The sequence below is a fragment of the Actinoplanes sp. NPDC020271 genome, assembly GCF_044388125.1.
Lineage (GTDB): Bacteria > Actinomycetota > Actinomycetes > Mycobacteriales > Micromonosporaceae > Actinoplanes.
On record NZ_JBIRWQ010000002.1, the window covers coordinates 365,529 to 378,758 of the forward strand.

At 71.4% G+C, this 13,230-nt stretch carries 14 protein-coding genes; 9 read left to right on the forward strand and 5 right to left on the reverse strand.

Annotated elements, in window-relative coordinates; all coding sequences use genetic code 11:
- The first annotated feature begins 16 nt into the window (after positions 1-16).
- From ACH442_RS05380 to ACH442_RS05390, 3 genes are all read left to right on the forward strand, one after another.
- Positions 17-490 carry a hypothetical protein gene (locus ACH442_RS05380; protein ID WP_396336676.1) on the forward strand — a complete coding sequence of 158 codons (474 nt, stop codon included), beginning with the start codon at positions 17-19 and terminating at the stop codon, positions 488-490.
- A 71-nt stretch (positions 491-561) separates the two neighbouring features.
- Positions 562-1,179, forward strand: coding sequence for an MBL fold metallo-hydrolase (locus tag ACH442_RS05385; protein WP_396336677.1), 618 nt, complete (start codon positions 562-564; stop codon positions 1,177-1,179).
- Between the two features lie 119 nt (positions 1,180-1,298).
- Complete coding sequence (locus tag ACH442_RS05390; RefSeq protein WP_396336678.1) at positions 1,299-2,315, forward strand: LCP family protein; 1,017 nt, start codon at positions 1,299-1,301, stop codon at positions 2,313-2,315.
- Here ACH442_RS05390 and ACH442_RS05395 read toward each other — a convergent pair.
- On the reverse strand, positions 2,299-2,637 hold the full coding sequence (locus ACH442_RS05395) for a hypothetical protein (protein WP_396336679.1): 339 nt from the start codon (positions 2,635-2,637) through the stop codon (positions 2,299-2,301). The genes ACH442_RS05390 and ACH442_RS05395 overlap by 17 nt on opposite strands.
- 94 nt (positions 2,638-2,731) lie before the next feature.
- Between ACH442_RS05395 and ACH442_RS05400 the strand changes: the two genes are divergently transcribed.
- The 4 genes from ACH442_RS05400 to ACH442_RS05415 are packed head-to-tail and all read left to right on the forward strand — an operon-like array spanning position 2,732 to position 6,733.
- Positions 2,732-4,099 carry a ferric reductase-like transmembrane domain-containing protein gene (locus ACH442_RS05400; protein ID WP_396336680.1) on the forward strand — a complete coding sequence of 456 codons (1,368 nt, stop codon included), beginning with the start codon at positions 2,732-2,734 and terminating at the stop codon, positions 4,097-4,099.
- 10 nt (positions 4,100-4,109) lie between these two features.
- Positions 4,110-4,565, forward strand: a complete 456-nt coding sequence (locus ACH442_RS05405) for an FMN-binding protein (RefSeq protein WP_396336681.1) — start codon at positions 4,110-4,112, stop codon at positions 4,563-4,565.
- Between the two features lie 30 nt (positions 4,566-4,595).
- Positions 4,596-5,294, forward strand: coding sequence for a response regulator transcription factor (locus tag ACH442_RS05410; RefSeq protein ID WP_396336682.1), 699 nt, complete (start codon positions 4,596-4,598; stop codon positions 5,292-5,294).
- The gene (locus ACH442_RS05415; RefSeq protein WP_396336683.1) at positions 5,291-6,733 is read left to right on the forward strand and encodes an ATP-binding protein; all 1,443 of its coding nucleotides are present in this window, start codon (positions 5,291-5,293) and stop codon (positions 6,731-6,733) included. Before ACH442_RS05410 ends, ACH442_RS05415 begins: the two co-directional genes overlap by 4 nt.
- Positions 6,734-7,062: 329 nt before the next feature.
- On the opposite strand, the gene ACH442_RS05420 is transcribed toward ACH442_RS05415, so the two are convergent.
- Positions 7,063-7,752 carry a GntR family transcriptional regulator gene (locus tag ACH442_RS05420; RefSeq protein ID WP_396336684.1) on the reverse strand — a complete coding sequence of 230 codons (690 nt, stop codon included), beginning with the start codon at positions 7,750-7,752 and terminating at the stop codon, positions 7,063-7,065.
- A 195-nt stretch (positions 7,753-7,947) separates the two neighbouring features.
- On the opposite strand from ACH442_RS05420, the gene ACH442_RS05425 reads away from it, so the two are divergent.
- On the forward strand, positions 7,948-8,193 hold the full coding sequence (locus ACH442_RS05425) for a hypothetical protein (protein WP_396336685.1): 246 nt from the start codon (positions 7,948-7,950) through the stop codon (positions 8,191-8,193).
- A 106-nt stretch (positions 8,194-8,299) separates the two neighbouring features.
- A complete protein-coding gene (gene lhgO / locus ACH442_RS05430) occupies positions 8,300-9,493 on the forward strand; it encodes an L-2-hydroxyglutarate oxidase (RefSeq protein ID WP_396336686.1) in 1,194 nt (397 codons plus the stop codon).
- 260 nt (positions 9,494-9,753) lie between these two features.
- On the opposite strand, the gene ACH442_RS05435 is transcribed toward lhgO, so the two are convergent.
- From ACH442_RS05435 to ACH442_RS05445, 3 genes are read right to left on the reverse strand one after another with little or no spacing between them, the layout of a single operon-like run.
- Entirely contained in the window at positions 9,754-11,355 is a 1,602-nt protein-coding gene (locus tag ACH442_RS05435) for a methyl-accepting chemotaxis protein (RefSeq protein ID WP_396336687.1), read from the reverse strand.
- Between the two features lie 48 nt (positions 11,356-11,403).
- Entirely contained in the window at positions 11,404-12,210 is an 807-nt protein-coding gene (locus ACH442_RS05440; RefSeq protein WP_396336688.1) for an ABC transporter ATP-binding protein, read from the reverse strand.
- A gap of 28 nt (positions 12,211-12,238) precedes the next feature.
- A complete protein-coding gene (locus tag ACH442_RS05445) occupies positions 12,239-13,228 on the reverse strand; it encodes a FecCD family ABC transporter permease (RefSeq protein ID WP_396336689.1) in 990 nt (329 codons plus the stop codon).
- Between the last annotated feature and the right edge of the window lie 2 nt (positions 13,229-13,230).

Below are 13,230 nucleotides of genomic sequence, written 5' to 3' on the forward strand. Positions count from 1 at the left end.
GAGCGTAAGGAATGTCGTGCGAAGCATTCACGGGGTAGCACTGTCATCTGTTCTGGTCCTGGCCGCACTCACCGCGTGCGACCCGGCCACCGAGCCCGCGGCCGCGCCCGTCGCGCCCGGGGCGTCGTCCGCCGCGGCGGCCGCCACCACCGGGGCCTCCGTGGCTCCGGCGGCCGACGCCGCCGCCACCAAGACGGCCTGCACCAAGCTGATCAAGGCCGTCGACGAGACCGCCAAGGAGGCCGCCGCCTCCGAGAAGATCGGGCCGCCGGTCGGCTACATCGCGGTCTCCACCCAGTACATCGCCGGGTCGACCGCGATGTCGGAGTACTCCCGCGGCGCCAGTGCCGAGGTGACGGCCGCGGCCACCGAGGTCAAGGCCGCGATGGACGAGCTGGACGAGGCCTGGAACGCCAATCCGAAGAAGGCGCCGAGCAAGGCGAAGCTCGACGCCGCGGTCAAGAAACTCAAGACCGCCTGCGCCGCCTGAACCCGGTGCCCCGGCCGGCCCGTCCGCGGGTCGGCCGGGTCCGGCCGGGGCGGGCAGGGCAGAATCGGGGCATGCAGCGCGCTCGGATCGATCATGGTGTGGTCAGTGGGACGTTCAGCCTCGACGGGCAGACCTTCGACGTCGACAACAACGTCTGGGTGGTCGGCGACGACACCGAGTGCGTGGTGATCGACGCGCCGCACGACGTCGACGCGATCCTGGCGATCGTCGGGGGCCGTCGCGTCACCGCGATCGTCTGCACCCACGCGCACGACGACCACGTCCGCGTCGCCCCGGCCCTGCGCGAGCGCACCGGCGCGCCGATCCTGCTGCACCCGGCCGAGCGGCCGCTCTGGGAGCTCACCCACGGCAGCGCCGTCACCTGGGACGAAGACCTCGGCGACGGTGACCGGGTCGAGGTCGCCGGCACCGCGCTGACCGTTCTGCACACGCCGGGGCACGCGCCGGGCGCGGTCTGTCTGTACGCACCCGCGCTGACCAGCGTCTTCACCGGTGACACCCTGTTCCGGGGCGGGCCGGGGGCGACCGGCCGATCGTTCTCGGACGCGGAGCTGATCGTGGCCTCGATCCGGGCCAGGCTGTTCGCGCTGCCGGGGGAGACGGTCGTGCACACCGGACACGGCGCGGACACGACGATCGAGGCGGAGCGTGCCGCTCTCGGAAGCTGATGCCGGCCGGTTTGCCGCCGGTCCACCCGTGGGGGCTGATCCCGGGGAAAACTCCCACTGCGCCCGATTCGCTGCGTAATTTTTACAGCGGCATATCGGACGAAACGGGAGGTCGGGCGATGAGGCGACGGTTCTGGGCGTGGTTCGCGGTAGCGGCCGGATGCCTTCTGGTCGCCCCGGCCGCGGTGGCCGCCACCGTCCCGGCCGGTCCGCTGAACCTGCTGCTGGTCGGGATCGACCCGCGCAACGACTACACCGCGCCGCTCGCCGACTCGATCATCGTGGCGCACATCCCGGCCGACCGCAGCGGCGCGATCCTCTTCTCCGTCCCGCGTGACCTGGTCGTGCCGATCCCGGCGTTCCCGAAGTCGGGCAGCCCGGCCCAGCGCACCAAGATCAATGCCGCGATGGCGCTGGGCAGCCGGATCGGTGAGCGCAAGTACAGCGCCGCCCAGGGCTTCGAGTTGCTGGCCCGGACCGTAGGGGACGTGACCGGCATCCGGCGGTTCGACGGCGGCGCGGTGCTCAACTTCGGCGGCTTCCGCAAGTTCGTCGACGCGATCGGCGGCATCAGCGTGCCGGTCGACCAGGACGTCGTCTCCGAGCACCGCAAACCGGACGGGAGCCTGCGTGACCGGCTGCCGCAGTGCCCGGGCCACGACGACTGTCACCGGCCGTACATCGGGGCACAGAAGGCCTACCCGAAGAGCGACGAACCGGTGCACTTCAGCGGCTGGGAGGCGCTCGACTTCTGCCGGCAGCGCTACGGGCTGCCGCACTCCGACTACGACCGTCAGCGGCACCAGCGGCAGTTCGTGAAGGCGCTGGCCAAGAAGCTGAAGCGCACCGTGATCAGCGATCCGGCCAAGCTGGCGCAGGTCACGGCCGGCGTCGGCCGCTCGCTGACGTTCGTCGGCGGGGGCCGGGGCATCGCCGACTGGGCGCAGGCGCTCAAAATCCTGAGGATCAAGGACCTGACCGGGGTGGGACTGCCGGGGGAGGCGCTCTTCGAGGGCGGTGTCTACAAGGGCGAACAGCTTCCCGGTACGGTCGGCCCGTTCTTCAGCGCGGTGGTACAGGACCGGGTCGGGCCGTTCCTGCGGGCCAACCCCGGCGTGGTCACCGTCGACCGCTGACCGCGCCGCTCGGCCGGGCGCCGGGGATCGTTCCGACGCGTCGAAACCCCGCTGGATGCCGGCCGGACCCCACCGGCCGGCATCCAGCGGGGTTTTCCGGGTCGTGAAACGCCTCGGAGCGCCGGCCGGGCGCCGGGCCCACCGCGGTGATCGCGGGTGGGTCAGCGACGACCGTGCCGCCGAGCAGCCGTGCGACGTGGGCGCGCCGCGCGGTCTCGTCGGTGTGCGCGGCGTCGAGGTGGACGACCTGGTGGCGGTAGCGCTTGAACAAGCCCGGGTGGTCGCCGAGGAAGAGCGCCGCGATGATCAGCGCCGTCCGCACGCCGGTGACGGCGGGCGCCGAAAGATCGCGCTCTTAGCGAACACTTACGTTTTCACTGCTCCAGGTCTTAATCGGGTTGCCGAACCTTGGTGACATGACCGCTACAGCCGTGCCCGTGCTAACCACCCCGCCCCGAGCCACGCCCCGGTGGTACGCCGACGTGGGTGGCGTCGCGGCCGCGATCAGCCTGCTGATCGTCGTGGCGCTCTGGGTCGCCAACCGCGGGCTGCAGGACTTCGGCCTGACCTCGGCCGGGCGGCTCACCGGGCTGATCGCCTCCGACCTGCTGCTCCTGCAGGTGCTGCTGATGGCCCGGATCCCGCTGGTCGAGCGCGCGTTCGGGCAGGACCGGCTGGCCCGCTGGCACCGGTGGACCGGGTTCACGTCGTTCTGGCTGATGGTCGTGCACATCGTGACGATCACGCTGGGGTACGCGGCGGCGTCGCACGCCAACGCGTTCGCCGAGCTGTGGGACATGATCTGGACGTACCCGGGGATGCTGCTGGCCACGGCAGGCACGCTGCTGCTGGTCCTGGTTGTGGTCACGTCGATCCGGGCGGCGCGGCGCAAACTGCGGTACGAGTCGTGGCACCTGCTGCACCTGTACGCGTACCTCGGGGTCGGGCTCGCCCTGCCCCACCAGCTCTGGACCGGTACGGACTTCGTCGGCTCGGCGGCGTCGCGGCTGTACTGGTGGACGCTGTACGCCGGGTCGGCGGGGGCCGTCCTCGCGTACCGGATCGGGCTGCCGGCCTGGCGCAACTGGCGTCACCGCCTCGTCGTCACCCGGGTCGTCCCCGAAGGGCCGGGGCTGACCTCGGTCTACCTGACCGGTCAGCGGCTCGGCGAGCTGCCGGCGCGGGCGGGACAGTTCTTCCAGTGGCGGTTCCTGGACGGGCCGGGGTGGACGCGCGCCAACCCGTACTCGTTGTCGGCGACGCCGTACGGCGACCGGCTGCGGATCACCGTGAAGAACCTCGGCGACGGCAGCTCACGGGTCGCCGGCCTGCGCCCGGGGACGAAGGTGCTGGTCGAGGGGCCGTACGGGAAGCTGACCGGGGAGACCTACACCGGTGGGCCGGTCGTGCTGATGGCCTGCGGGATCGGGGTGACGCCGCTGCTGTCGTTGCTGGGCGAACTCCCGTACGGGCCGGGTGAGGCGACCTTGATCTACCGTGCCCGGACCGAGGCGGAGCTGGCGTTCCGCGACGAGCTGGAATGGTTCGCCACCCATCGCGGGGTGCGGATCGTGACCCTGCTCGGGCCCCGCGGCGCCCAGCCGTCGTGGCTGCCCGGGAACCTCGCCGGGCACACCGACGCACTCCCGCGGCTCGTGCCGGAGATCGCCGGCGCCCACGTCTACGTCTGCGGGCCGGACGCCTGGACCGAGTCGGCGCGTGCCGCGGCGCAGGCCGCCGGAGTCCGTGCCGACCGCCTGCACACCGAACTCTTCTCCTGGTGAAAGGACTCTGATGCGCCGCATCACTCTGTGGATGCTCTCGACCGTTGCCGTGCTGGTGCTGCTGTTCAGCTATCGGACCAGCACGAACAGTTCGGGGGCGGCGACGACGGCAGCGGTGTCGCCGGTGTCGGACGACACGTCCGGCTCGTCGACGACTGGTTCCAGCGGTTCCTCCGGCTCCAGCGGCGGCAAGACCTACACCGGTTCCACGGCGTCGACGCGCTGGGGTGACGTGCAGGTCCAGATCACCGTCGCCGACGGCAAGATCACCGCGGTCACGGTGCCGGTGTACCCGACCGAGAACGGCCGTGACCAGGAGATCAACGCCTACGCGATCCCGCGGCTGGTCCAGGAGACCCTGGCCGCGCAGAGTGCGAAGATCGACACCGTCTCCGGCGCCACGGTCACCAGCGACGGCTACCTGCAGTCGCTGCAGTCCGCGCTCGACGCCGCCCACCTGTCCTGATCGCCGGGGGGTGCTGGCAGGGTGGAGGGCATGCGGATCCTGGTGGTGGAGGACGACGCGGCGGTGCGCGACTCACTCGCGCGCACGCTGCGCTTCGAGGGATATCAGGTGGAGATCGCCGGCGACGGGCTCCAGGCCCTCGACGCGGTCCGGGCCGGCGAGCCCGACGCGCTGATCCTCGACGTCAGCATGCCGCGGATGGACGGGCTGGAGGCCTGCCGGCGACTGCGGGCCGACGGCGTGCTGCTGCCGGTGCTGATGCTCACCGCCCGCGACAGCGTCGGTGACCGGGTCGCCGGTCTCGACGCCGGCGCCGACGACTACCTGGTGAAACCGTTCGCCCTGCAGGAGTTGCTGGCGCGCATCCGCGCGCTGCTGCGCCGCTCGGCGCTGACCGTGCCGCCCGAGGCCCCGGTCGAGACCGAGTGGCTCGTCTTCTCCGACGTCCGGCTCAACCCGCGCACGCGGGAGGCGCAGCGCGGCGGGCGGTCACTGAGATTGACGCGTACGGAGTTCGACATCCTCGAGGCGTTCCTCCGGCACCCCCGGCAGGTGCTGACCCGGGCCGCGCTGTTCGAGCAGGTCTGGGGTTACGACTTCGGCGAGCAGTCCAACAGCCTGCACGTCTACCTGGGTTACCTGCGCCGCAAGCTGGAGTCCGAAGGCGAGCCGCGGCTGCTGCACACCGTGCGCGGGGTCGGGTTCGTGCTGCGGGAGGAGCCGCTGTGAAACTGCTTCCGGGGCGGTGGTGGCGGGCGCGCACCCTGCACGCCCGGCTGTCGCTGCTGGTCACCGGCGCGGTCGGGGCCGCGGTGCTGCTCGTCGCGGCCGGCGCGTGGATCGCCGTGCGCGAGATCCAGGAGCACCAGGTCATGCAGGAACTGAGCAGCGACGCCACGTCGATCGCGGCGAACCCGGACCAGTGGCTGGCCACCGAGTCCTCCCGTACCCGCGACACCGGCGGCCACCCGCCGTGGGGCAGAGGCGGGCCCGGCGGTCACGGGCGGGAAATCGGCCCCTGCTGGCAGATCCTCGACTCGACCGGCGCCGCGGCCGGAGGCAGCCGGACCACCCTGCCGGTCACCGACACCGCCAAGCAGATCGCCGCCGGGGCCCTGGTCGAGGCGGCGCAGGAGAAGATCACGCTCGGCCCGGATTCGTACGTGATGCTCACCCTGCCGCTCACCGGGGGCGGCGCGGTCCAGGTCGGCATGGACGAGGACTCCAGCTCACGGGTGCTGACCGCGTTCGCGGCGCTGCTCACGCTGGGCTGTGCGGCCGGGATCGCGGGGGCGGCATTCCTGGGGCGTACGGTCGCGCGGGCCGGCCTGGCCCCGGTCGAACGGCTCACCTCGTCGGTCGAGGACGTCGCCGTCACCCAGGATCTCGACCATCCGATCGAGGTGCAGGGCGACGACGAGATCGCCCGGCTGGGACGGTCGGTCAACGCGATGCTCGCCGCGATCGACGCGTCCCGCCGCGCGCAGCGGACCCTGGTGGAGGATGCGGGGCACGAATTGCGTACGCCGTTGACCAGCATCCGTACCAACGTGGAACTGTTGCTGGAGCTGGAGCGCCGTCCCGAGCTCGCGCACCGGCTCCCGCCCGAGGAACGGGCCAAACTTCTCGCCGACCTCGACGCCCAGGTGCAGGAACTCGCCACGCTCACCACCGAACTGGTGGAACTGGCCCGGGAGGAGGCGACCCGGGAGGTGATCGAGCCACTCGACCTCGCCGACGTGGTGTCGGCGGCGCTGGACCGGGTGCGGATCCGGGCGCCCGGGCTCACCTACGACACCGCGCTGGACTCCGTCACGATCCCGGGGCGCCCCGGCGAACTGGAGCGCATGGTGGTGAACGTGCTGGACAACGCCGCGAAATGGAGTCCGCCCGGTGGGACGGTCCGGGTGCGGCTCACCGCCGCGGAACCCGGCTGGGCCGAACTGACCGTGACCGACAACGGCCCCGGGATCGCCGCCGAGGATCTGCCGTACGTGTTCGACCGCTTCTACCGGGCGACGGCGGCGCGCTCCATGCCGGGCTCCGGGCTGGGCCTGGCGATCGTCGCACAGACCGCCGGCCAGCACGGCGGCACGGTCACCGCTGCCGCCGCGGAGAACGGGGGAACGGTGATGACCCTGCGCCTGCCCGGTGGGCAGACGTCGTAGGTGAGCTGGGCCGGGCCGTTGCCGAACCGGCGTTCCCGCCGCAGCGACAGCGAGGTCCGCACGTCGGCGGGCAGTCTCGGCTGCCGGCTCGCGGGGCGGCAGTGACCACCTGCCTGGGTCGCGGACTCCGGCACGAGGGGCTTCGGCAGGTGGTTTGCGCTTGTGGACGGGTCTGTTGCTCTGAGCTGGACCCGCCACGGAGGTCGCCCTTGCGGGCCTCGCGTTCTGGGCCGCCTGCGGCCCTGTGAGGGCCGGAAGGGTCCCCGCGGGAGCGGCGGAGGGTGACCACCGCGGAGGTGGGACGAAAGGCTCTTGAAGGTGATCCCTGGTCAAGCGGGGCCGAGGTAGTCCATGGAGCGGAGGGCGTCGATGACGCTGGAGATGTGGTCGCGCATGGCGGCTTCGGCGGCTTTCGGGTCGCGTTCGCGGATCGCGGCGATGATGCGTTCGTGCTGGGGGAGTGACGCCTGCGGGCGGCCCGGGAGCAGCGACAGCATGTACTGGTGGCGGACCAGCTGGCCGCGGAGGGTCTCCACGATGCGGTCGGCGGTCTGGTGGCCGGCGATGCTGCGGACCAGGGCGTGGAGGCGGACGTTGAGGTCGCTGTAGCGCCGGTACTCCCCGGCGTCGACGGCGCGGCGCATGAGGACGCCGATCTCGTCGAGCTCGGTGGCCTGTCCGGGGGCGACGCGTTCGGCGGCGCGGGCGGCGATCAGGCCCTCGACGACCATGCGGACCTCGGTGATCTCGACGGCCTCGGCCATCGACACCTTGCGGACCTGGGCGCCGCGGTTGCGCTGCACCTCGACGAGGCCCTCGGCGGAGAGGTCCTGCAGGGCGGCGCGGACGTTGAAGCGGCTGGCCTGCAGGCGCTCGCACAGCTGGGCCTCGACGAGGCGCTCGCCGGGCAGGTATTCCCCGCGCAGGATGGCGTCGCGCAGCGTGTCGCGGGCCTGGGCCGCCGTGGTCGGGGCGGAGACGCGCGTCGCTCGCCGTTCGGTGTCGTGCTCGGACGCCATCGGTGTTAGTCGTCTTCCTGTCGATGCCTGTTCCGGACCACTCATCATGCCTGAGCGGCGCCGATTCTCGCAGCTCCGGGGTGGATCGATGTCCCGGAGTCCGCCCAGCACTCACAGGATCGTCAACAATCATCTCCCCGGGAACACCGTCCGTCGGAGGGGGCCACGCCGGTGGGTGCCCGGGAAGGGGGCTCGGTGCTGGTCGAGTTCACTCATGCTGCGGATTCGGTCCCGCTGCCGGCCGGGCGTGTGGTCGACGAGGTGTGCGGGGTGGCGGCGACACTGATCGCTTCGGTTGTGGTGGTGGCGGCCTCGCCATGGGGGGTGAGCGGGTCCGGGACGCCGGCTCGCCCCGAATACGACCACGGGCTGTGCGCCCGCGTCGAGGCGTTGCGGATGAAGGAGGGGCCGATGCTCGGGCGGGGTGACGTGTCCGTCTGACAGCAAGGGGCAGGGCAGCGAGGCATTGCGGTTCTATACCAAGGTCAAGACGTTCGCCGTCCACTTCGGCTGAACGCGACGACCTACCGGAAGAGGCGGGACATTGATGGCTGACGAGACGATCGGGATCGTCGGGGCCGGCATCGTCGGGCTGGCGATCGGCCGGGAGATCACGCTCCGGCGGCCGGGCACCAAGGTGGTGGTGCTGGAGAAGGAGAACGACGTCGCGCTGCACCAGACCGGGCACAACTCCGGGGTGGTGCACGCCGGGATCTACTACCCGCCGGGCAGCCTGAAAGCGCGGTTGTGCACGCGCGGGCGGGCCCTGCTCAAGGAGTACTGCCAGGAACGGAACATCGCCTACGACGAGTGCGGAAAACTGGTCGTGGCGGTGCGCGCCGACGAGCTGGGCCGGCTCGACGACCTGGAGAGACGGGCGCGGGAAAACGCCGTACCGGGATTGCGGCGGGTCGATCCCGCAGGGATCCGTGAGATCGAGCCGCATGCCGCCGGGCTGGCCGCGCTGCATTCCCCGGAAACCGCGATCACCGATTTCCCCGGGATCGCGCGGGCCTTCGCCGACGACATCATCGCGGCCGGGGGAGAGGTCCGCCTCAACTGGCCGGTCGACGGGATCCGTGCGCAAGGCAGCCGCACCGAGGTCACCTCGGGGCAGAACCGGCTGGTCGTGGACCGGTTGATCGTCTGCGCCGGTATTCACTCGGACAAGGTGGCCCGGCTGGCCGGTGACCGGCAGGAGCCGATCATCATCCCGTTCCGCGGCGAATACATGCGGGTCAAGGAAGCGAAGGCGGACATGGTCCGGGGCATGATCTACCCGGTTCCGGACCCGCGGTACCCGTTCCTCGGCGTGCATTTCACCCGCCGCGTGACCGGTGTCGTCGAGGTCGGCCCGAACGCGGTTCTGGCCACCGCGAAGGAAGGCTACCGACGCTCGAACTTCTCGATCGCCGATCTGGCCGCGCTCGCCGCGTGGCCGGGCGCCTGGAGAATGGCGAGACAGCACTGGCGCACGGGGGTCAAAGAGGTGCGCGGCTCGCTCTCCAAGAGCCGTTACATGGCCGAGGCGATGCGATATGTCCCGGAGATCGGCGCCGCTGACGTCGTGCGCGCCGGCGCGGGGGTGCGCGCCCAGGCCCTGGACCGCGACGGCAGTCTCGTCGACGACTTCCGCATTCACCGGCTGGGCGCGGTCACGGCCGTACGCAATGCGCCTTCACCTGCGGCAACGTCGTCCCTGGCGATCGCCGAGCACGTGGTGTCGGCGATCCTCGACTGACGCACCCCCGAGGATCAGCCGAGACCCGGGGCCGTGCTGCTACTCGGACCGTCAGTGGCGCCGCGGGCTTCGGCCGGCGGGACTGCGCGGCCGGCTCAACGGCCTCGACCGGGCTGTTGCTCTGAGCTCGACCCGCCACGGAGGCCGCCCTTGTGGGTCTCGCGTTCGGGGCCGCCCGCGGCCCTGCGAGGCCCGCAAGGGTCCCCGCGGGAGCGGCGGAGAATGACCGCAGCGGACAGGGGACAGGAAGAATGCGGTCTTCATCGGTAGCTGAAGCGGCTCACCAGGCGGTTGAGGTCCTCGGCGAGGGCGGCCAGTTCGGACGCCGCCTGCCGGCCGGCGGCGACCGTCACCGTGCTCTGCTCGGCCGCGCTGGAGACGCCGTTGATGTTGCGGGCGATCTCGGAGGCGCCGGCGGCGGCGGTGGCGACGTTGCGGTTCATCTCGGCGGTGGTGGCGGTCTGTTCCTCGACGGCGGAGGCGATCGTCGTCTGGAACTGGTTGATCTTCTCGATGACCTCGCCGATGCGGGCGATCGCGGCGACCGCGCTCTCGGTGTCGGACTGGATGGCCTGGACGCGCTGGGAGATGTCCTCGGTCGCCTTGGCGGTCTCCTGGGCGAGTTCCTTGACCTCGCCGGCGACGACCGCGAAGCCCTTGCCCGATTCGCCCGCGCGGGCGGCCTCGATCGTCGCGTTGAGGGCGAGCAGGTTCGTCTGCTCGGCGATCGACGTGATGGTCTTGACGACGGCGCCGATCTCCTGGGAGCTGGCGCCGAGCTTGCTGACGGTCTCGGTGGTCTGGGCGACGACCGAGACGGCTTCCATGGTGACGCCGGCGCTGGCCGTGGCGCTCTGCGAGATCTCCTGGATGGCCTGGGCCATCTCGTCGGCGCCGGTGGCGACGGTCTGCAGGTTGAACGACACTTCGGCGGCGGAGCCGTTCGCGGCTTCGGCCTGGTCGGTGACCGCGCGGGAACCGGAGACGGTCTGGTCGTTGACCCGGGTCAGCTCCTTGGAGCTGCTGGCCAGCAGTTCGGCGCCTTCGGCGAGGGCGGTGACGGTCTCGCGGACGGAGGTGGTGGCGCGGTTGACCGAGCGGGCCATCGCGCCGATCTCGTCGCGGCCGGTCGCGGGCACCTGGTGGTTGAGGTTGCCGGCCGCCATCGCCTCCATGGCCTCCGCGACCGGGTGCAGGCGGCGGGTGATCGAACCGGCGACGAGCAGCGCGAACGCGATACCGGCGAGCAGCGCCAGGGTGAGCGTGATGATCACGTCGCGGCGGGCCGACACGTAGTTGGCGTGGGCCGTGTTCAACGCGGCCACGGCGTTGTCGTTCTCCAGCCGGGCCAGGTCGTCGACGGACTGGGACATGCCGCCGACCGACGTGTTGAAGATGTTCGGCGCGACCGGCTTGCCGGACTGCGCGTCGCTGAGTGCCTGCTCGAACTGGGTGACGAAGCCGGTGAGTTTCGCGGTGGCGACGGTCGCCTCGGCGGTCTTCGGCTGAGCCCGGTACGCGTTGAGCGCCTCGTCGAGCTTCCCGACGGCCTCGGCGGTGCCCTTCTGCGCGGCGGCCCGCTGGGCGTCGCTGGCGCCAGATCCGGACAGAGCGGCATTGTGGGCGATCTCGGCCTGCGCCGCGCGGATCTTGCCCAGCAGGTCGATGCTGACCATGTTCTGGCTGCGCACGGTCGTCATGCGGTGGTCCATGTCGCCCATCCGCAGGATCGCGAGGACGCAGGCGCAGGTGACGACGACGGCGATGAGCAGGACCGAGGCGAGGATCTTCGACCGGACCCGCAGGTCGGTGAACCAGCGGGCCAGGACGTTGCCGGTCTGGGCGGTTTCGGCGGAGGACATCAGTGGTCTCCCAGGTCCGATCGAACGGGGGGTGTGATACCCCTTTCGTCAGACTTCCGCGTCGACTGAGGTTTTCTTCCTCGCGGCCGGTACGACCAGTGGTGTCCCGGTCTCCGGATCGTCGATCACCCGGCACGGCAGCCCGAAGACCTCCTCCACCAGCGTGGCCGTGAGCACCTCCCCGGGCGGGCCGGAGCGGGCCACCTTCCCGTCGCGCATGGCGATCAGGTGGGTGGCGTAACGAGCCGCGTGGTTCAGGTCGTGCAGCACGGCGACCAGCGTCCGGCCCTGCTTCTCGTGCAGCTCGGCGCAGAGGTCCAGGACCTCGATCTGGTGGGCGATGTCCAGGTACGTCGTCGGCTCGTCGAGCAGCAGCAACGGTGTCTGCTGGGCGAGTGCCATCGCGATCCAGACGCGCTGGCGCTGCCCGCCGGAGAGTTCGTCGACGCAGCGGTCGGCCAGGTCGCCGACGCCGGTGGCGGCCATCGACTCGGTGACGATCTGCTCGTCCCGCACGGACCAGCGGCGCAGCAGGCTCTGATGCGGGTAGCGGCCGCGGGCGACCAGTTCGGCGACGGTGATCCCGTCCGGTGCGGTCGACGACTGCGGCAGCAGGCCGAGCGTCTTCGCGACCGTCCGGGTCGGCAGGGAGTGCACGTCGGCGCCGTCCAGCAGGACCGTCCCGGAGGTCGGCTTAAGCAGGCGGGACAGGGCTCGCAGCAGGGTGGACTTGCCGCACGCGTTCGGGCCGATGATCACGGTGAACGAGCCGTCGGGGATGTCGACGCTCAGCTGTTCGGCGATGACCCGCTTGTCGTACGCCAGGGTCAGGTCGCTGCCGCTCAGTCGGCTCATTCTCGTACTCCCGTGGTGAACGTGGTCATCAGATGCGGCCCGCCTTGCGTTCGCTGATCAGCAGCCAGACCAGGTAGGCGCCGCCCAGCCCGCCGGTGACGACCCCGACCGGCAGCGGGTAGCCCGAGTGCATGGCCAGCCAGTCCGCGGCGACCGTCAGCAGCGCGCCGATCGCCATCGAGGGCAGCAGGTTCGGGCCCGGCGCGCGGGTGACCCGCCGGGCGATGTTCGGTGCGATCAGCGCCACGAAGTTCACCGGGCCGGCCGCCGCCGCGGCGCACGCCACGACCAGCGAGGCGACCAGCAGCGCGCCGTTGCGCAGCCGCTTGACCGGGACGCCCAGACCGGCCGCGACGTCGTCGCCCATCTCCAGCATCCGCAGCCCCGGCCCGCAGGCGACGGCCAGGATCGGGATCGTGACGATCAGCACGCCGAGCAGCGGCAACGCTTCCTCCCAGCCGCGGCCGTCGAAGCTGCCGGTGAGCCAGAGCATGGCCCGCGCGTTCTCCATCTGCACACCCTTGGTCAGCAGCCAGCCCATGATCCCGTTGAGGATCGCGGTCATGCCGACGCCGATCAGGATGAACCGGTAACCCTGCAGGCCGCGCCGCCCGCCGATCAGCTGGATCAGCAGCGCGGTGGCGAGTCCGCCGGCCACCGCGGCCAGCGACAGCGCGGTGCTGCTGCCGCCGCCGAGGATCACCACGGCCAGCGCCGCCGCGCCCGCGCCGCTGGTGATGCCGAGGATGTCCGGGCTGCCCAGCGGGTTGCGGGTGATCGACTGGAAGACCGCGCCGCCGGCGGCGAGCGCCATGCCGACCAGGATCGCGGTCACGACGCGGGGCAACCTGAGCTCGTTGATGATGAACGCCTGCGCGGCGTTGCCCTGACCGGCGAGGGTCTTGACCACGTCGGCGGGGGCGATCGGGTACTCGCCGGTGCCGAGCGTGAGCACGGCCACGGCGGCCATCGCGATCAACGCACCGACGCCGATGATCACGGGGCGCGAACGAGGCATGA